Here is a 19,511-nt window from a genome sequence, read left to right as displayed (position 1 = left end):
TATAAGGAGGCTTGTATATGAGAAGAAAACGGGTAGCCGCCTCGCTAAGCAGTGCGATATTGCTGACGGCCTTGATAGGCTGCAGCACTTCAGAAAGTCCGCCCCCTGTACCGTCCGCCGACGCGGGCACAACCAATAAGAAAATGAAGCTTACCTTCCTGAGCGCCAACTATGACAAGGTGACGCCGAACGGATACGCCAACAACCAAATTAAAGAAAAATTCAATGTCGATATCGATATACTGCCGATCCCCAATGATGCCAACGCGAGAAAGGACGCCATTCTGCTCAAAATCGCCTCCGGCGAAATACCGGATACGTGGGCCGACATGCCGTTTACGGCTTACAACAAGCTCGTAGATCAAGGAGCGGTAGCCGAAATTCCGCAGGAGATGCTGGAAAAGTATGCCCCCAAATATATGGCGTGGCTGAAAAAGCATCTGGGCAGCGACCCGTTCTTATATACGCGCCGAGGCGGCAAAAACTACTCGCTGCCGATCGTCTGGAGCCTCGGACCGACGTGGCAGGTGCTCGGCATTCGCCAGGATTGGCTGGAGAAGACGGGCATCGCCAAAGCGCCGGATACGCTGGATGAGCTGGAGGTCATGCTGCGTAAATTCAGAAACGACGATCCGGATGGCAACGGTAAAAAGGACACGTACGGCTGGACGGTGAAGAGCGAAGCGATTGAGAATCTGTTCTCGCCGATCTTCGGGGCGTTCGATGTGTATCCAGGCGCTTTCGTCGAGCGGGGAGGCAAGCTCGTCCGCGGCGAAGTAGAGCCTGGGGCCAAGGAAGCGCTGACTTTGCTGAACAAATGGTATAAGGAAGACCTGTTAGACCCGGAATTTGTGCTGAACAAGCAGAAAAATGTGGAGGATAAGGTCATTTCCGAGAAAATCGGCATGGTGCAGGACGCCTGGTATAAATTCATTCCGAGAGACGCTTTCAATTCCGGCATCTTTTACGAGAAGACGAAAGAGAACAACCCGAATGCCAAATGGACCACCATCTCGGGACCGAAGGGCCCTGCAGGGAAGCTCGGCATTACGCAGCGTAATCCGATTCCGAGCTCGGGCGTACAGTTCGGCGTGCAAATGGCCAAGGACCCCGACAAGATGATCCGTTACATTCAAATTTGGGAGGAACGGTCCTTTAACCCTGAATTTTACGAAAAGCTCGTGTACGGGGAGAAAGGCAAAACCTACAAAATCAATGCCGACGGCGACTTCGAGTATATCCCTCCTTACGACAAGGAAGAGGAACGAATCAAATTCGGCATCGGTGATCAATACGGCACGTCCTTCAACGATTACGATTTGCAGGCTCCGTACATGACGAAGAGCAAGCTGATGACGATCCGTAAGCAAGCCGAGAGCGTGGCCAAAGGGGAATACGACATCTTGAGTCCCGTGGAGCTGCCGATCTATTACGAAAATAAAGACCGTCTCGACCAATTGACGATCAAGAACTTTGTCGACTTCGTCACCGGCAAGCGCCCGATTTCGCAGTTCAACGATTTCGTGGATGAATGGAACAAATCCGGCGGCTCCAAGGTCATGGAGGAAGCGCAAAAGGAATACGAGAAGATGAAGAAAAAATAATCCGTCCGTCCATTCGTTCGGAGAATGAAAAGGAAGGGATCCGTGCATGACGACGAAGCCGCAGGTGGAATGGTTTAAAGAGGCTAGATGGGGTGTGTTCTGCCATTACTTGCCTACTCCCCCAAGCAATCAGGCAGGACGGCATTTGACGGCGGAGGAATGGAACGATCGTGTAGACCGTTTTGACGTGGAGGGGCTCGCCTCCCAGCTGGAGCATATCGGAGCCCAATATTTCTTCATGACGATCGGGCAAAATACGGGCCATTACTGCGCACCGAACGAGACCTACGATGCGATCGTCGGCATCCGTCCGAGCAAGTGCTCGCAGAGAGACTTGATCGCCGACTTGGCCGATGCTTTGGCCATCCGGGGCATCAAGCTGCTCGTCTATCTCCCGAGCGGAGCCCCGGCGTCCGACACCGTCGCGATGGAGAAGCTGGAATGGGAGTGGGGCTACGAGGAGGAATGGGGCAAGCCGCGCAAGGACGCCGGAGCGAGCCTGTCCGTCGTCGTGACGACGGAGCAGGGGACGCGCATTGCGGTGCCGCAGCGCAAGCTCGACCAGCGGCGTAAGGGCAAGCGGCTCGCGGAGTTTCAGCGCAAGTGGGAGGCCGTGATCACGGAATGGTCCTTGCGCTGGGGAACCAAGGTGAGCGGCTGGTGGATCGACGGCTGTTATTTCGCCGACGAAATGTACCGCCACGCCGATGAGCCCAACTTCGGCAGCTTCGCCAAGTCGCTTAAGGCAGGCAACCCTGACAGCATCGTTGCTTTTAATCCCGGCGTTATTGTGCCGGTCATCTCGCATACGGAGTTCGACGATTATACGGCCGGGGAAATATCAAAAGTATTTCCTATGCGCCACGACCGCTGGGTAGACGGCGCCCAATATCATACGCTGGGCTACCTCGGCTCCTCCTGGGGTGAAGGCAGCCCCCGGTTTCCCGACGAGTTCGTTATCGGGTATACGAAGCATGTCAACCGCAGCGAAGGGGTCGTTACATGGGATGTGCCGATTACTCATGAAGGATTGATCGAAGAGCCGTTCCTTTGTCAGCTGAAGGCGCTCTCCGAGAGTCTGAAGTCCGAATCATAAGTGACAGCTCTCAGAACGGAAGCAACAACCGGCAGGAATCATATGCACGGCAGCTGCCGCACGGGTAAAAAGGGAGGGAGAACGATGGAAACGAAGCGAAATGCCGATTGGTTCAAGGATGCGAAGTGGGGCGTCTTCTGCCACTATTTGCCGACTCCGCCGCACAACCGGGAAGGGCGCCATCTGACGTCGGAGGAGTGGAACGAACGCGTCGAAGCTTTCGATGTAGAAGGATTGGCGAAGCAGCTGGAAAGTGTAGGCGCGGGATACTTCTTCCTTACCCTCGGCCAGAACACGGGTCATTACTGCGCGCCTAACGTGACCTATGACTCCATTGTGGGGATTGAGCCGAGCAAATGTTCAAGGCGCGATCTGGTCAGCGATCTGTACGAGGCGCTGGCTCCGAAAGGGATCAAGCTGCTCGTTTATTTGCCGAGCGGGGCGCCGAACGGCGATCCCGTTGCCATGGAGAAGCTGGAATGGGAGAACGGCTACACCGGTCCCGGGATACGCCATAACCGCCAGCGTACCGGCAAGCGGCTCGCCGAGTTCCAGCGCAAATGGGAGGCCGTCATCGCGGAATGGTCCTTGCGTTGGGGGAATAAAGTGAGCGGCTGGTGGATCGACGGCTGCTACTTCGCCGATGAGATGTACCGCCACGCGGATGAGCCGAACTTCGGCAGCTTCGCCGCTGCGATGAAAGCGGGCAACCCCGATAGCATCGTCAGCTTTAACCCGGGCGTGATCGTGCCGGTGATCTCTCACCGGACCGAGCACGAGGACTATCTCGGCGGCGAGGTGATTCGCGCCTTCCCTGTATGCGAGGGACGCTGGCTCGAGGGAGTGCAGTACCATATTCTCAGCTTTCTCGGCAAGGATTGGGGACACGGAGAGCCTGAGCTGCCCGACGAGTTCGTCATCGGTTATACGAAGCATGTTAACGAGCATGAAGGGGTCGTCACATGGGATGTGCCGATTTCACATCAAGGGTTGATCGAGGAGCCGTTCATTCGCCAGCTGAAAGTACTGCGTCAAGCGCTGAGCGTATCTGCGGGCTGAGGCTGAATAATGGCACCTTATCTATATAAACTATGAATCCAATGGAGGGAATCGCATGAACGCCAAGGAGAAATATTTATTCGATGTGCAGGGGTATTTGCTGGTGGAGGATGTACTTAGCAAGGATGAGCTGACGGCGATGAACCGGGCGATCGACAAGAAGCAGGAGGCCGGTGAACCGATCCGCGATTTCTTCCTGTGGGATGAGCCGGGCTTCCGCAATCTCATCGACCATCCGAAGACGAAGCCGTACTTGAATGCGATGTTCGGCGAGCATTACCGGCTTGATCACGAATATGCGATCATCCATAACAAAGGGGATAAGCAGCTGCAGCTTCACGGCGGCAACAACCCATTCGATCCGGGCCAGTTTTATCATGTGCAGGGAGACAACGTTTTCAGCGGTCTAACGGTGTACTCGTTCGCGCTTTCGGATATCGGTCCTGATGACGGCGGCTTTTGCTGCATCGTGGGCAGCCATAAGGCCAATTTCCCGCTGCCTCCGGAGTACCGGCATTACGAGGAAATCGGGCCGACCGTTCACGTTCCGCAGAAGGCGGGAAGCGTGCTGATCTTCACCGAGGCGCTGACTCACGGTACGTTCCCATGGCAGGGGACGCAGGAGAGAAGATCGTTCCTGTACAAGTACTCGCCGCTTATGATTTCGTGGCGCAAGTATGACCGCACGCCAGAGCTGCTGGAGCGGCTGACTCCGGAGCAGCGTCTCATTCTGGATCCGACCTATCACCCTTATTTGCGCAGGTCGAAAGTATACGAAGGCTAAGCTGTCAGTACTATACGCTGCACCTCCGTGCTTCAACGCGATGTCCCGGAGGTGCTTTGTCTTGCCGAGAAACGGGGTGCAAACGAGGGTATGCCATGGAACAACAAGCCGCTCTGGATGCTGGCGTGGCCTATTATGATCGAGATGTTTCTGCAATTCGCGATCGGGATAGCGGATACGCTGATGGTGAGCCGGATATCCGATCATGCCGTAGCGGTCGTCGGGATCAGCAATCAATTTTTCATGTCTGCGATCGTACTCTTCATGCTCATCACGAGCGGAGCGGGAATCGTCATTGCCCAGCACATCGGCGCCAAGCGGGAGAACGAGGCGAGAACGGCGGCGGTCATGGCGGTGCAGCTGACGCTGGTTCCCGGCGCGATACTGAGTGTCGCTTTGTACATGGGAGCCGGACGGATTGCGGCATGGCTGCAAATTCCGGCCGAGCTGCTTGCATTGGCGAACACGTATATCTCGGTTGTAGGCAGCGGCACCGTCTTGACAGCGTTGATGTTGGCTCTGAGCACGATCATCCGCAATACGGGCAACACGAAGGGACCTATGGTAGTAGCCCTCGGGATGAATGCGGTCCATGTGGTGCTGAACTACTTGTTCATCTTCGGAGCGCTCGGCTTCCCGGAATGGGGACTCTACGGTGTTGCGCTGTCCACCGTCATCAGCAGGGGACTTGCCATTGTGCCGCTGCTTTATTTGCTGCGGCGCTCGTTCGCGAAGCCGGTCGGCTGGGGCGATGCGGGGCTGTTCTCGGGTCCGCTGCTTAAGGAGATGCTGCGTATCGGCTGGCCCGCATCGCTCAATGGGGCGTCGTGGACCTTCTCGCAAATGACGATATTTGCCCTGATCGCCACGATGGGGGCGGTAGCGTTGACTACGCGGACGTATATGAACACGTTGGAGTCGTTTTGTTTTCTTTGCGGCATGGCGTTGTCGATGGCGGCGCAAATCCGCATTGCCCAGCAGTACGGCGCCGGACGGCTGGAGGATGCTTACCGCGGAGCTTGGGAGGCGCTGAGGTCCGGGCTCTGCGTTGTCGTAGTGAACACGGTCCTGCTTGTGATTCTGTGCGGGCCGATTTTGCGATTTTTCACCGGCGACCGTCAGGTCGTAGCTCTAGGAACGACCGTGCTGCTAATGAACGTGCTGCTGCAGCCGGCCAAAATGTTCAGCAACGCGTTCATCAGCGCGCTTAGCGCCATTGGGGATACGCGGTTCATTGCCGCGGTAGGCATCTCCTCCATGTGGACCGTCTCTGTAGGGTTGACGTTCTTCCTTGGCATGGAACTCGGTTGGGGGCTGATCGGCGCCTATATCGCCATGCTGCTCGACGAGATCGTCCGCAGCACCTGCTACATCGCCCGCTGGCGCAGCAAGAAAAGATTATGGCAGCTGAACGGAAGTGTGAAAACGGTTCATTTTTCGTTGGATCGTCGTATATAAAACCGGGCGCCGGCTTCGTACAATAAGCTTGTAGGCAAGTCAAGTCAAGGCGCCCATTCAACTATAACATTACGTAAAAGGAGATTTGGTCATGGCTGGCACAATCCGAGTTACCGTATGGAATGAATTTTGGCATGAGCAGCATCAGGACAACATTAAGGCAGTGTATCCGGACGGAATACACCGTGTCATCGCGTCCCATCTGGAGAAGCAGTCCGATATGGAGGTAAGGACGGCAACGCTGTACGATCCGGACCACGGATTGACAGATGAGACGATAGAGTCCACCGATGTGCTGATTTGGTGGTCGCATCTTCGTAACGACCAGGTGCCGGATGAGCTTGTCGATAAGCTGTATAAGCGCGTATTGGCCGGAATGGGAACGATCTTCCTCCACTCTGCGTCCGGCTCCAAGCTGTTCAAGCGGCTGCTCGGTACGCCCGGAGGCCACAAGTGGCGGGAAGCGCATGAGAAGGAGCGGCTCTGGGTGCTGAAGCCGGGACACCCGATTGTGGACGGCATCGGCGAGTACTTCGAGCTGCCGGAGGAGGAAATGTACGGCGAATACTGGAACATTCCCGAGCCGGATGAGCTGATACTTGCGAGCTGGTTCGAGGGCGGGGAGCTGTTCCGCAGCGGGATTACCTACACGCGGGGGAAAGGCAAGATGTTTTATTTCCGGCCGGGACATGAAGAGTATCCGACCTATTATAATGCGAACGTGCTGAAGATTATAGAGAACGGGGTGCGCTGGACGGCACCGCAGAAGGAATCGCCGGCAATAACCAGCGGTAACGTGCCTTCGATGGAGCCGATCAACGGTCATATCCGGGACGGCCGCGGCAACCGGATCGATTGAGGACAGATGCTTCCTTGCGGAAGGAGAATTGCTCATTATGGCTACGGAACAAACGGGAACGGCGCCGGCGGCAAACGCGTCAAGTGCATCCCATCCGTCCGATTCAACGGTTTACCCTATTCTGATAGCGGTCAGCGCCGCCCATCTGATCAATGACGCGCTGCAGGCCGTCATTCCGGCTTCGTACCCGATCATTCGGGATTCGCTTCATCTGTCGTATACGCAGTTAGGCGTGATTACATTTATTCTGTATTTCTCCTCATCGGTGATACAGCCGTTCATCGGGGCTTTTGCGGATGCACGGCCGACGCCCTATATTTTGCCTGTCGGGATGCTGCTTTCTCTGCTTGGCATATTGGGGCTCGCCTTCGCTCCCGGCTACTGGACGGTGCTGGCAGCGGTGGTCGTTATCGGGATCGCGTCGGCCGTCTTTCATCCGGAAGGGTCGCGGATCGTCTATTTAAGCTCGGGGACAAGGCGCGGACTGGCCCAATCCGTCTTTCAGGTCGGCGGGAACGCCGGAAGCGCCATGGCTCCTCTCATAACGGCTTTCATCTTTTATCCGCTCGGCCAAAGAGGAGCCGCTTGGTTTGCTCTGGTGGCAGTGCTGGGGATAGCTCTGCAGAGCTGGATAGCGGGCTGGTACAAGAATTATATTCATCAGGCGCGGACAGCCAGGAAACCGAAGGAGCAGGAGGAAGAAGGGCTGCTGCACAAAAAGGTGATCGGAGCCATCGCCATCATCATCTTGATTTCGTTCGCCAGATCTCTGTTCGGCTCGAGCATCGGGACGTACTTCGTCTTTTACTTGATGGAGCAATTCCGCATGTCCATTCCGGAAGCGCAAATGTATTTATTCGTGTACGCAGGAGCGGGCATCGTCGGAACGTTTCTCGGAGGTCCGTTATCCGACCGGATCGGTCGAAAACATGTCATGCTCCTATCGGTGTTAGGCGCCGCGCCGTTCGCGATGTTATTGCCGCATGCGGATCCGATATGGATCTATCCGCTTCTTCTGCTGCTGGGCGTCATTAATCACAGCAGCTTCTCCGTAACCGTCGTCTACGTGCAGGAGCTCGTTCCCGGCAAGGTAGGGACGGTGTCCGGACTCATCACGGGACTCGCTTTCGGGATGGGGGCCATCGGCACGGTTGTCGTCGGCGCGATGATCGATTTGACGAGCTTGACGACGATCATCATCGCCTGCTCCTTTATGCCGCTGTTCGGCGCTATCGGCTTTCTTCTCCCGCCCGACCGGAGGAAGCGGGGGACGATGCACGAGGCGCAGAGCACTGCTGAAGGTACAGGCAACGGATGATAACGGCAACAAGTACATGGCTAAGTCGAAGGTACCGGAAACCTATTATTGAAGGAGGTTTACATATGGAACGCATGAAAGTGATACAGGTTGGGGTCGGCGGATTCGGAAAGTATTGGTTGTCTAATATTAAATCGGTCCAATCGATCGAAATCGTGGCGATAGCCGATGTGCAGCAAAGCAATCTGGATGAGGCGCAAAAGCTGCTTGGCGATTTGCATATACCGGCTTACTTGTCTCACGAGGACGCTTTCCGCGAAGTGAAAGCAGACCTTGCGCTGCTCATTACTCCGCCGCCTACCCGCCACCGGCTGACGCGCGATGCGCTTGAAGCCGGGATGCACGTCATCGTCGAGAAGCCGATGGCATCCACCTACCGGGAAGCTTTGCAGCTGGTGGATATAGCCCGGTCGTACGACAAAGTCGTATCGGTCAATCAGAACTACCGCTGGGCGCCCGAGATGACCGCTGTCAAGACGGCTCTGGAGTCCGGCCTCATCGGCAAGGCGGAGGTCGTGGAGTGGCAGTTCGACCGCGACGGTTCGAGAAATCGGGGACCCCAGTCCGAGTGGAGGCGAAACCGCGAGGAGCCGCTGCTCACAGAGCTTAGCATTCATCATTTTGATCTGATGAGATATTTGTTGAGCGCACAGCCGGTATCGCTGTTTGCCAAGAGCTTCTGCACGTCGTGGAACGAGCGGGGAGGCAATGCGTCGGCATCCGCCATTCTCCAGTTCTCGGGTGGAACCCATGTCAACTATTTTGCAAGCAGCAGCAATAAAGGCAAAGACACGACATGGACGGGGAATTTCCGCATCGTCGGGCGTCTCGGGGCGCTGGAGTTTACGGACGGCGTACCGTATCACGTAACGGAAGACGGGGAGAGACATCCGTTGGAGCTTCCTTCGCAGCAGTACACCAATGTGGACTATACGGTGGATGAGTTCGTCCAGGCGGTTCGGGCGGGGCGCAATCCGGCCACAGTCATTGCCGATAATCTGATCAGCTTCTCTATGGTAGGGGCGGCGGTGGAGTCATCCAAGACGGGTCAGGTCGTTCGGCTGGACACCGGGTTTTATCACGCGTATTGATCACTGGACAATAAGAACCGGTGGGCAAAGGGGACTTCTCCGCATTTGCGGAGAGCTTCCGTCCCATACGGATAAGAGAGGGGAGCCGTCTTATGGCGCAGCCGATTCGCGTAACGGTTTGGAATGAGTTTTATCATGAACAGCACTTGGATATTGTGAAGCAAGTGTACCCGGACGGCATTCACCGGGCGTTGGCCGGCTATCTGGAGCAGCAGCCGGGACTCGAGGTTACGACCGGCACATTATACGATCCGCAGCATGGGTTGCCGGATGAGGTTGTCGAGCGTACCGACGTTTTGATCTGGTGGTCGCATATGAAGGACGGCGAAGTGCCGGATGAGCTGGTCGACAAGCTGTACAAACGCGTCATGGAGGGAATGGGAGCGATCTTCCTGCATTCGGCTTCCGGCTCCAAGCTGTTTCGGAGGCTGATGGGAACGGGGGGAGGAGGCAAATGGCGGGAAGCGCACGAGAAAGAGCGGCTCTGGGTGCTTAAGCCCGGACACCCGATTGTGAGCGGGATCGGTGAATATATCGAGCTGCCTCATGAGGAAATGTACGGCGAGCCGTCCAACATTCCGGAGCCCGACGAGCTGCTGTTCATGAGCTGGTTCGAGGGCGGCGAAGTGATGCGCAGCGGCAATGTGTATACGCGAGGCAAAGGACGGGTGTTCTATTTCCGTCCGGGGCATGAGGAATATCCGACCTATTACAACAAGGATATATTGAGAGTCATCGAAAATGCCGTCCGCTGGGCGGCTCCGAGTACGGAGCCTCCGCAGATTACCACGGGCAATGTATCCTCGCTCGAGCCGATCAAAGGAGTACGCCGGGATTGGCGGGGGAATCCGCTGGAATAATACGGAAAAGGGGGTACAGTCAATGGATCAATCATCGGCTGCGATACCGTCACCCCGTAGGCTTGAAGGGCGGTCTGTCCTCTGGAAACGCATGAAGCAGCACAAGCTTCTGTATTTGTTTCTGCTTCCGGCCTTCGCTGTGACCGTTGTCTTCTCCTTTACGCCGATGCTCGGGCTGATTATGGCGTTCCAGGACTACACGGCTGCACAAGGCTTTCTCGGCAGTCCGTTCGTCGGACTGAAGCATTTTACCCGGATGTGGTCCAATCCGGAATTTCTGCTTGGTCTGAAAAACACCGTAGCCTTGAACGGCCTTCTTATTGGAATCGGATTTCCGTTACCTATCTTGTTCGCGCTGCTGCTGAACGAAATCCGAAACGTTCTGTTCAAACGCGTTTCGCAGACGATTTCCTACTTGCCTCACTTCATTTCCTGGGTTGTCGTAGCAGGGCTTGTCTATAAGCTGCTGGAGGAGGACTTCGGGAGCGTAAACCTGCTGCTGCAAGCTTTCGGCTTTGAGAAAATATCGTTTATGAGAGAGACGGACTATTTCCGCGGTATATTTGTTACTACGGTGATATGGAAGGAGCTGGGCTGGAATTCGATCATTTTTCTGGCAGCGCTTACTTCCATCGATCAGGACCAGTATGAAGCAGCAACCATCGACGGTGCCGGAAGGCTTCAGAAGCTCATTTATATTACATTGCCAGGGATCGCAACAGTAATCGGACTTATGTTTATATTCAAGATCGCCACCATATTCGGGGGCGGTGGCGGAGGAGCAAGCTTCGACGCCGTATATAACATGGGCAACCCGCTTGTGGCCGATGCATCGTTGACGCTCGATTACCACGTATATTTAGCCGGAATCCGGCATGCAGAAGTATCGTACGGCACCGCCGTCGGCCTTGTGTTATCCATTTTGTCGTTCGGCATTCTAGTCATATCCAACCGGATCAGCAAAAAAATAAGCGGCTACGGGGCGTTTTAGGCAGCTTCATTTTCCGCCTTCAGCTCCCGCAGCCATGAAAGGAGGCGGTTCGGCCCATGGGGAAGGATCGGCGGTTCCAATTTCCGGTTGCAGATATCGTGATTACGCTTGTGATGCTGCTTATATGTTTCGTTACCCTATACCCGTTCTGGTATGCAATCGTCTACTCATTCAGCAGCAGCGGCGCGACGATGAGCCATCCGGTGACTTTTACGTCCATTGATTTTACGTTATCGAATTATGCCACCGTGTTTGAAAATTCACAGATTTTCCGGTCGTTTCTCGTTACCGTCGCAAGGACGCTGGCCGGCATCGTCTATGCCGGGACGATAGTGGCGTTGGCCGCCTATGCGATTTCCAAACGATCGCTGCCGGGCAACCGGATCATTGCCATTATTCTGCTCATTCCGATGTATTTTAGCGGCGGGCTTCTGCCGAGCTACATTCTGATTTACAAGCTCGGGCTGTTCAATCACTTTCTCGTGTATATACTGCCGCACGGCTTCTGGGCGTTCAACATGCTGATCATGAGGACGTTCTTCGATTCGCTGCCTTCGAGCTTGGTCGAATCGGCGATGATCGACGGAGCCGGCGACTGGAAGGTGTTTTGGAAAATCATCATCCCTCTGTCGATGCCTGTCACTGCTACCATCGCCATGTTCAACGGCGTGTTTCACTGGAATTCCTGGTTCGACGCGATGCTGTATGTAAGCAATGAGAGTCTTCAACCGCTATCGTTTATTTTGCAGCGGATCTTGAAAGAAACGCTCGCCGCCCAGCTGCTGGCATCCCAGGGTCTGGTCATGGCCGTCGATATGCAGGCCGAGCAAACGTCACCCGAGTCGCTCAAAATGGCTACGCTGGTCGTAACAACCGTACCGATTATTGTCATTTATCCTTTTTTGCAAAAATATTTCGTCAAAGGCTTCATGATCGGAGCGGTCAAAGGGTAGCCTCCGCATCGGGCAGACGTCCGCCGCACGCCCGAGAGCCAGTCGTTAAGCGATTGTCATGCGTGTGATCAAATAAACATAAAGGGGATATGTCCATGGCAAGGAAGATGCTTCAACTTCTGCTGATCTGTTCGTTAGGGTTCGTGACTGTGGCGGGATGCTCGGGCGGGGGAGACGGTCCGGTCAAGCCGGATGCGGCCAAAACGCCTGAAGGCGGCTTACAGCCGGCCAAGATGCCGATCCGCTGGTACAGTCAGGGCTACCAGACGAAGATCGACGTCGCATCGCATGATGTCGTGACTCCGTATATTCAGAACAAATTCAACATCGAATTTACGGATATGTATGTCAACAACGATCAGCCGCTCAAAGAGAGGCTGAACCAGTGGATTGCGACCAAGAACTTGCCTGACGTAGTCATGATGGATAAGGCTGGAGCCAGCTATGCGATCAGCACAGGGCAATTCGCCGATTTGACGGAATACATCAAAGACATGCCGAATTTGAAAAAATGGTTTCCGGAGCAGTATTGGAGCCGCTTCACGAACGACGGGAGAAATTATCAGATCCCGACGCCTCTCGTGAACACGAACTCTAACGATCCGAAATATGCCGACGATCCGTATAACTCGGGCAAAAGGCTGACCTCGCTCTACGTACGGGAGGATCTCCTCGCGAAGGCGGGGTACAAATTCAAGCCGTTGAAGGAAATTCAGAAGGAGACGGTCGATAAGGGGAAAAAGCCGACGCTGGAGGATTTCGCCATTGAGCCCGCGATCAAAACGCCGGAGGACTTCTATCAGCTGCTGAAAAAAATGAAGGAATTGAACGTCTCGGCCAACGGTAAGCCGCTCATCCCGATATCGTTCCCGATTTGGGCGCAGTTTCATTTCGGCTCGATGTTCGATTTCGGACATTGGACGCTGGATAAGGACGGTACGGTCGATGGATTCCTTGGGTCCAAGGACGCGAAGAAGTACCATGAGTTTATGAACCGGTTGTATCAGGAAGGGCTGCTGGATAAAGACTTCATTATCCAAAAGGACGACCAGCTGCAGACGAAAGCCGCAACCGGGCAGCTTGGAGTCATTCTGGCCGTACTGAATTTGGATGCCGTAAGGCAATCGCTCTTGAATATCGATCCTTCAATGGAGCTTCGCGCCATTCCGTGGCCGAAGGAGAATCCGGATAAAGGATATTACGATATATACGAAGGCTCGTTCTGGCGTCTGCTCATACGCAAAGATTTTCCGGATATAAAACGGCTGATACAATACCTTGACTGGACGCTCAGTGACGAGGCGCTCGATCTCATGTCCTGGGGACCGGAAAACGCCGGTATCTGGAAAATGCAGGACGGCAAAAAGGTGTTCGTCGATCCTCAGGTCGAAAGCGACATGCTCACCGGCAAGCTGGGAGGGAAGGGGGCCGACTATTACGGCCTGTTCTCGCGCCAATTTTACAGCAAGGCATCCTATTTCGGGCTTGGATGGTATCTGGTGAGGGACTATAATCCGAAAAGTCCGCTTCGCAGTTATCCGGCCAAATACGATCTGTATGTGATGAACAGCGGCATGGTTGCGAATAAGTCGTATAACGTCTCGGGAACGGCGTCCTACGGGGATGGGAGCAAGGAAGCGGAAGCGGCATCCAATACGTACTGGACGTTCACTACGCTCGATGTCGCCAAGCTGCTGACGCCGAAGACGAAGGAGGAGTTCGACAAAAACTGGAATGCCATCATAACGAAATATATGAAGGATACGAACTACGAGCAGGCCTCGAAAAATATGGTGAAATGGTTCAAGGATAATCCTCCTGCCAAGCAGTGACGGAATCAGAAAGCTATGAACGGGACTTCCGAATGGAGTCCCGTTTCGGCGTACCATGCCGTCTTAATAAGATTTGGTCAGAGGATTAACATTGCATATTTGATGTCCGGGAGGCGGAAGATGATTAAGGTGCTGATTGTGGACGATTTTCAGATAGATCGGGATAACCTGGTGCAGATGCTGGAAAAAAGCCCGGCTTTCTCTCATGTGACCGTGACCGGCTCCTGTGGGAACGGGAAGGAAGCGCTGGAATGGTTGAAGCTGTGTGAGCCGGACCAGCCGGACATAATGATCACGGATATCGAGATGCCTCTCATGGACGGGTTCGAGCTGGTTCGATCGGTGCGGCAGCTGTATCCGCAAATCAAAATCATTTTTTCCAGTATGTACAACGAATTCGAGTACGCCAAAAGCGCCCTGTACCTCGGTAGCTACGGCTATCTCTTGAAGCCGATCGATGCCGGCGAGCTTCTGCTGTGCATCCGCTCCGTGACCGATAAAATCGACAGCGATCTGAAAGCGCGCAAAGACTACGAGCAGCTATACGGGCAGCTGGTGGAGCAAAGACCTTATCTAATCGAGAATTTGATCACCGGCCTGATGTACGGAACGATAAGCGACGCGGACTTTGTCTCGGAGCAGCTGGAGCTGCTGGAGCTCGCACCGGAGCTGTCGGGCAGCCGGGTTGTCGCATCTCTGATCGAAATAGACGGCTTCGCTCAGCTGACACGTGAAATGAGCATCCAGGCGAAGCACCTGTTCCGGATGAAGGTGCTGAATCGGGTCCGTACCTTGCTTGGAACGGGGCGGCATTACACAGCGATATCCCTTAATGATGCGCATATCGGGGTCGTCTTTTTTATCTGCGGGGTAACCATGCCGGAGGAAGGGCAGCGGCAAGTGCATCGCTTGCTAAACGGCATACTGCTGGATTTTGCCAAATCGGATATCAGTTTATCCATTACAGTTAGCGGTTACTCCAACGATCTGTTAAGCATCAAGTTTTTATATGAGCAGTGCCTCTATATATTGAGATACAAATATTTGCTCGGCGGCGGCAAGGTCATGCATACAAGCGATATCCCGATCAGCAGGGAGAAGCCACGGTGGGATTATAACGCCATTGAGAAGGAACTGCAAATCCTGCTGAATACCGGATCGCCTGATGAGATGACGGCCTATGTGAATAACCTTGCCGCCCGCTTGACCGGAAACGGTTCTCCCAAGGAGCTTAGAGGTTTTTTTTACTTCCTGATGATTTGCCTGCAAAATGTCGTTCATGCCAATCCCGAAGCCTTCGCTGGCAGGCATTCGTTAACCTCTCCTGCAGCCTGGGAAGATTTGCTGGCGCTTGAGACTGTATCCGATGCGGTAGAGTGGATCAAGGATCGCCTGCTGCTCGCCAACCAATGTCTGCGGGATCGGGAAGGCCACAAGAATAGGGCTCTAGTCAGCAAAATCAAGATTTACGTCGAACAGCATTACCGCAGCAATGTGACGCTCGAGAGCTTGTCGGAATCGCTATATTACAGTCCCAATTATCTTAACCATATTTTCAAGCAAGAGACGGGACGAACGATTCTCGATTACGTTACCCGTTTCAAGATGGAGAAGGCCAAGGAAATGCTTGCGGATGACCGTTACAAGCTGTATGAAATCGCTGAGCAGCTGGGGTACCAGCATACGGCTTATTTCAGCAGCCTGTTTAAGAAATATATGGGCTTTACGCCCAAAGACTTCCGAAGGCAGCTGGAATTATGAAGGTCTGGTGGCGGACAACAACGACGGCGGTTCTAAGGCTTCATGAGAATACGAAGCTGAAATATAAGCTCATGTGGGCTTACTCGCTATTGTTCATGACAAGCATTGTATTCGTCGGTATGACGTCCTACTACCACTCCCGGGACTTCATGACGCAATCGGAGAAAAATGCTGCGGCTCAGAGCATGATTCAGCTGCACAATGCGATCGACAGCTTTCTGGAGATGTATTTCAACAAAAGCGAGATGGTGTTCTTCAATCTGCAGCTGCAGAAGCATTTATCCGCGCCACACAAAGAAATCGACGATCTGGTCTATACGCTTAAGGATATTAACGATACGGTCAATCAAATGATGAGTGACGTAAAGCGGCCGTATTTGAAGCATTCCAATTATTTGGGCGGCAATCTCCAGCTGCTTTTGTATACAAAGAACCCGACGCTTTTCTCCGATGGACAGACGATATTCAAATACGATGAAATCAAGGATGCTCCGTGGAACCGGTGGATGCTCGATAACGACATGTATTTCGTATGGGAGAGCGGGGTCCGCTTCAGCAATCAGACGTATATTGCATTGAACCGGCGGTTGATCGACTTCGGCACGTCTACGGATCTTGGCGTCATGAGGCTGCTCATTCCGGTCGACCGTATTCAGAACATTATTGACCGGAGTCTCGGGCATTCCGATTACTTGCTCGTCTATGCAGATGAAGAGGGCAGGAGAATTACAAGCTACGGCCCCATACAATCCGGCTCCGCGTCGATTCAAAGTCTTGTAGAGAGACTGGTGCCGAATGCAGGAGTGTCGGAAGAAATGATGGATGGCACACGGTACCTGGCCGGCGTGATGAAATCGGATATGACGAACTGGAAGCTCCTGTATATGACCCGAATGGATAATATCACAAATAAGGTGAATCGTATTACGTATTCGATCATTGTATCCGTCGTCGTTTCCGTCGTCCTTTGTATTTTTGTCGCACTGCTTATTTCAACGTATATGACCCGAAGAATCGATGTTCTAGTCCGAAAAACCGATATGGCAAAGCAGGGAAACCTGATAATTTCGGACGTGATCAGGGGCAATGACGAAATCGGCAGGCTGGACCAAAATTTCAACGGCATGATGGAGCGTATACGGCATCTGATAGAGGTGGAGTATAAGTCTCAGCTGGTGCTGAACCATACGAAGCTGGAGCTGCTTCAGGAGCAGATCAATCCGCATCTTCATTACAATACGCTGGCGATGATTGCAGCGCTAGCCCATCAATCGAACCAGACGGATATTTATGAGGTTGCCAACCATCTCATTGATTTTTATAGGACGATGCTGAATAAAGGAAAGCTGGTTATCGCGCTTGCGGATGAATTCGAAATGCTCCGGCACTATCTGGAGCTCAGCAAATTTGCATATTCACTTGATCTGGATATCGTTATCGAAGTCGAGGAGGAGGTGCTAAGCTGCTATTCCGTCAAAATGCTGCTGCAGCCCTTGGTTGAAAATGCAATTTTTCACGGCATCAAGCCTTTAAGGCAGGGAACCGTAATCATCGGGGGCAGACCGGTGGAGGATGGCATCGAGCTTTATGTTTCCGATGACGGAGCGGGTATGCCGGAATATAAGCTTGAATACGTAAATTCACTGCCATATGAAACGGGTGAGAGACACGGCTGCGGCTATGGGTTGACCAATGTGTACCGGCGGCTTCAGCTGTTTTTCGGCAATTCGTTCCGCTTTGAATGCGAAAGTGCACAAGGGATGGGCACGACATTCATCGTTTTCATTCCGAGGTTCACCGAACAAGAAATACAGTCGTTTCTGGGGAAAAAGTTGATGCATGATCAAGAATTGTAAGGGTAACGACATAGCCTCAATAGAATCTTTCGATGGCTAAATAGAAAAAGCTTCATCTACATTGCTTCGCACTGCAGCCGATGATACATTAGGATCACGAATGAATAACCGACAAAACAAGTTTGAATTATCGGAATTAAAACTGGTTAGGAGGATTCGTCATGACCCATGTCATTACGGCTGCAGCCGAGAATGTCCGCAGTGAAGATGCGGAGCAATTAATCAAGGAGCTGAGTGCCGAGCTTGCGGCTCTCTATGAAGCCTCCGATGGAACGGCCGGATTCCATCCGTCCGATGTGGAAGTGCCGCGGTCGGCCTTCGTTATCGCCCGCCTCGACGGTCATCCCGTCGGCTGCGGTGCTTTGCGGCCGCTCGACGACAGCTCCGTTGAGGTCAAACGTGTGTATACGCGAGCAGGCTACCGCCGGCTTGGAGTCGCTCAGGCGATTATGGCCGAGATCGAGCGTCTGGCGGCCGAATTCGGGTACACCAGCATCAAGCTGCAGACCGGACCGAAGCAGCCGGAAGCGGCAGCGCTCTATGAGCGCGTCGGCTACTACCGTATCCCGAGATTTAGGGGAGAGTGGGAGCTGGTACTCGCGTTCCAGAAGGATTTGGCGCATGCTCCTGAGATCAGCGTGGGTAACTGAAGGGGGAGCGGCCTGAAATGAAATTCGCCTTGTTCAGTCTCATGATGAATCTTCCCAATGCCATTACAGGCGAGTCCTGGACGCCAACGCAAAAGTTCGAAAATGTGCTCAAGCAAGCGATCCTAGCCGAAGAGCTGGGCTTCGATGCATACGGAGTCGGCGAACGGCACGGGGAGCCGTTTCTCTCCTCCTCTCCCGCCGTTGTTCTGACGGCGGTTGCAGCGAGAACGTCGAGGATTCGTCTGCTGACGACGGTGACCGTCCTAAGCGTCCTGGATCCGGTTCGGGTAGCGGAGGATTACGCCACGTTAGACCATCTCTCCGGCGGCAGGCTGGAGATGATTATCGGGAAAGGCAACGATCCCCGCCATTACCCGCTGTTCGGCATAACCGAGGAGGAGCAGTGGGAATCGCTGGCCGAGAGATATGCTCTCCTCAAACGGCTGTGGAGTGAGGAGCAGGTCACTTGGGAGGGGCGGTACCGTTCGCCGCTGCATCAAGTAACGACGCAGCCGAGACCGCTCCAGCGTCCGATTCCGGTATGGCACGGCAGCGCATCCAGCACGCTCTCGACGGAGCTGGCCGCAAGACTTGGCGAGCCGATTTTTTCCTCCAACACGTTTCATCCCCAAGCGAAATATAAGGCTCTCATCGATCACTATCGGGAGCGTCTCGCCTACTATGGCCACGATCCCGGCAGGGCGGTCGTCGGTGCGGGGGCCGGCAGCCTGTATATCGCCGATACGTCCGAAGAGGCTATTAGGCGATATCGCCCCTACTACGACAGCTTCCGCGCCACCGCTTCGGCGCAGCATAACCGCTCCCCGTTCAAGGATCTTGAAGACAATATCGCGAACGGTCCGATCCTTGCAGGAAGCCCGGATTTTATTATCGAGAAGATATTGTCCTATCACGAGGCGTACGGCCATCAAGTGCTCAGCATTAGCGTGGACGGATTGACGGAAGCGGAGCAGCGTGAGCAGATCGAGCGGTTTGCCAAGGAGATTGCGCCGGTGCTGAGACGCGAAATTCCAAGCTCGGTTTGGGAGACGAAAGTGCAGCCTAAGCCGCATAATGAGACGGTAACGGTGCAGTCGAAGGCTTGAACGGATTTCTAGAAATGTTAAAAAATGAAAAGGAATGTAAGAAACAAATACATATAATATAGCTTCAAGTACACTCAGTCTATCGCAGGATAGGCTGATTTTTTTTGCGTTTAAAGTTGGCTTCGATAGTTATCAACATATTTTGCTAATAACTTACAATAGTATAACAACATTTAATATTAACGTAACAACACATTTTTTAGATTCGTATTGCTATAATTACGTGGAAACGT

The 19,511-nt window shown here is 53.7% G+C and carries 16 protein-coding genes; all 16 read left to right on the top strand.

The genetic code is table 11. From position 1 onward, the window contains the following. The first annotated feature begins 17 nt into the window (after positions 1–17). The 16 genes from ACFQ88_RS31120 (at position 18) to ACFQ88_RS31045 (ending at position 19,278) form a co-directional block, all read left to right on the top strand. Entirely contained in the window at positions 18–1,604 is a 1,587-nt protein-coding gene (locus ACFQ88_RS31120; RefSeq protein WP_379460450.1) for a type 2 periplasmic-binding domain-containing protein, read from the top strand. Positions 1,605–1,650: 46 nt separating this feature from the next. After that, entirely contained in the window at positions 1,651–2,700 is a 1,050-nt protein-coding gene (locus tag ACFQ88_RS31115) for a hypothetical protein (protein WP_379460448.1), read from the top strand. Positions 2,701–2,784: 84 nt separating this feature from the next. Then, complete coding sequence (locus ACFQ88_RS31110) at positions 2,785–3,759, top strand: hypothetical protein (protein ID WP_379460446.1); 975 nt, start codon at positions 2,785–2,787, stop codon at positions 3,757–3,759. Positions 3,760–3,814: 55 nt separating this feature from the next. Further along, positions 3,815–4,543 carry a phytanoyl-CoA dioxygenase family protein gene (locus tag ACFQ88_RS31105; RefSeq protein WP_379460444.1) on the top strand — a complete coding sequence of 243 codons (729 nt, stop codon included), beginning with the start codon at positions 3,815–3,817 and terminating at the stop codon, positions 4,541–4,543. A gap of 90 nt (positions 4,544–4,633) precedes the next feature. Further along, positions 4,634–6,001 carry an MATE family efflux transporter gene (locus ACFQ88_RS31100; RefSeq protein WP_379460442.1) on the top strand — a complete coding sequence of 456 codons (1,368 nt, stop codon included), beginning with the start codon at positions 4,634–4,636 and terminating at the stop codon, positions 5,999–6,001. Between the two features lie 91 nt (positions 6,002–6,092). Further along, positions 6,093–6,860, top strand: a complete 768-nt coding sequence (locus ACFQ88_RS31095) for a ThuA domain-containing protein (RefSeq protein ID WP_239634059.1) — start codon at positions 6,093–6,095, stop codon at positions 6,858–6,860. 37 nt (positions 6,861–6,897) lie between these two features. Then, complete coding sequence (locus tag ACFQ88_RS31090; RefSeq protein WP_379460438.1) at positions 6,898–8,178, top strand: MFS transporter; 1,281 nt, start codon at positions 6,898–6,900, stop codon at positions 8,176–8,178. Positions 8,179–8,243: 65 nt separating this feature from the next. Continuing rightward, complete coding sequence (locus tag ACFQ88_RS31085; RefSeq protein ID WP_379460436.1) at positions 8,244–9,269, top strand: Gfo/Idh/MocA family protein; 1,026 nt, start codon at positions 8,244–8,246, stop codon at positions 9,267–9,269. 92 nt (positions 9,270–9,361) lie between these two features. Beyond that, the gene (locus ACFQ88_RS31080; RefSeq protein ID WP_379460434.1) at positions 9,362–10,129 is read left to right on the top strand and encodes a ThuA domain-containing protein; all 768 of its coding nucleotides are present in this window, start codon (positions 9,362–9,364) and stop codon (positions 10,127–10,129) included. Positions 10,130–10,151: 22 nt separating this feature from the next. Further along, complete coding sequence (locus ACFQ88_RS31075; protein WP_239634063.1) at positions 10,152–11,120, top strand: ABC transporter permease; 969 nt, start codon at positions 10,152–10,154, stop codon at positions 11,118–11,120. 56 nt (positions 11,121–11,176) lie between these two features. Continuing rightward, the gene (locus ACFQ88_RS31070; protein ID WP_379460432.1) at positions 11,177–12,073 is read left to right on the top strand and encodes a carbohydrate ABC transporter permease; all 897 of its coding nucleotides are present in this window, start codon (positions 11,177–11,179) and stop codon (positions 12,071–12,073) included. Positions 12,074–12,168: 95 nt separating this feature from the next. After that, a complete protein-coding gene (locus tag ACFQ88_RS31065; protein WP_379460430.1) occupies positions 12,169–13,905 on the top strand; it encodes a type 2 periplasmic-binding domain-containing protein in 1,737 nt (578 codons plus the stop codon). A 120-nt stretch (positions 13,906–14,025) separates the two neighbouring features. Continuing rightward, positions 14,026–15,666: a response regulator transcription factor gene (locus ACFQ88_RS31060; protein WP_379460428.1), complete on the top strand. Its 1,641-nt coding sequence runs from the start codon at positions 14,026–14,028 to the stop codon at positions 15,664–15,666. Further along, positions 15,663–17,522 (top strand): sensor histidine kinase, encoded by a 1,860-nt coding sequence (locus ACFQ88_RS31055; RefSeq protein ID WP_379460426.1) that lies wholly within the window; start codon positions 15,663–15,665, stop codon positions 17,520–17,522. The genes ACFQ88_RS31060 and ACFQ88_RS31055 overlap by 4 nt, the downstream gene beginning before the upstream one ends. A 161-nt stretch (positions 17,523–17,683) precedes the next feature. Then, on the top strand, positions 17,684–18,172 hold the full coding sequence (locus ACFQ88_RS31050; RefSeq protein ID WP_379460424.1) for a GNAT family N-acetyltransferase: 489 nt from the start codon (positions 17,684–17,686) through the stop codon (positions 18,170–18,172). Between the two features lie 17 nt (positions 18,173–18,189). After that, positions 18,190–19,278, top strand: a complete 1,089-nt coding sequence (locus ACFQ88_RS31045) for an LLM class flavin-dependent oxidoreductase (protein WP_379460422.1) — start codon at positions 18,190–18,192, stop codon at positions 19,276–19,278. Positions 19,279–19,511 lie beyond the last annotated feature (233 nt).

The sequence above is a fragment of the Paenibacillus sp. NPDC056579 genome, assembly GCF_042793215.1.
GTDB lineage: Bacteria > Bacillota > Bacilli > Paenibacillales > NBRC-103111 > Paenibacillus_S.
This window is presented reverse-complemented; position numbering and strand designations above follow the sequence as displayed.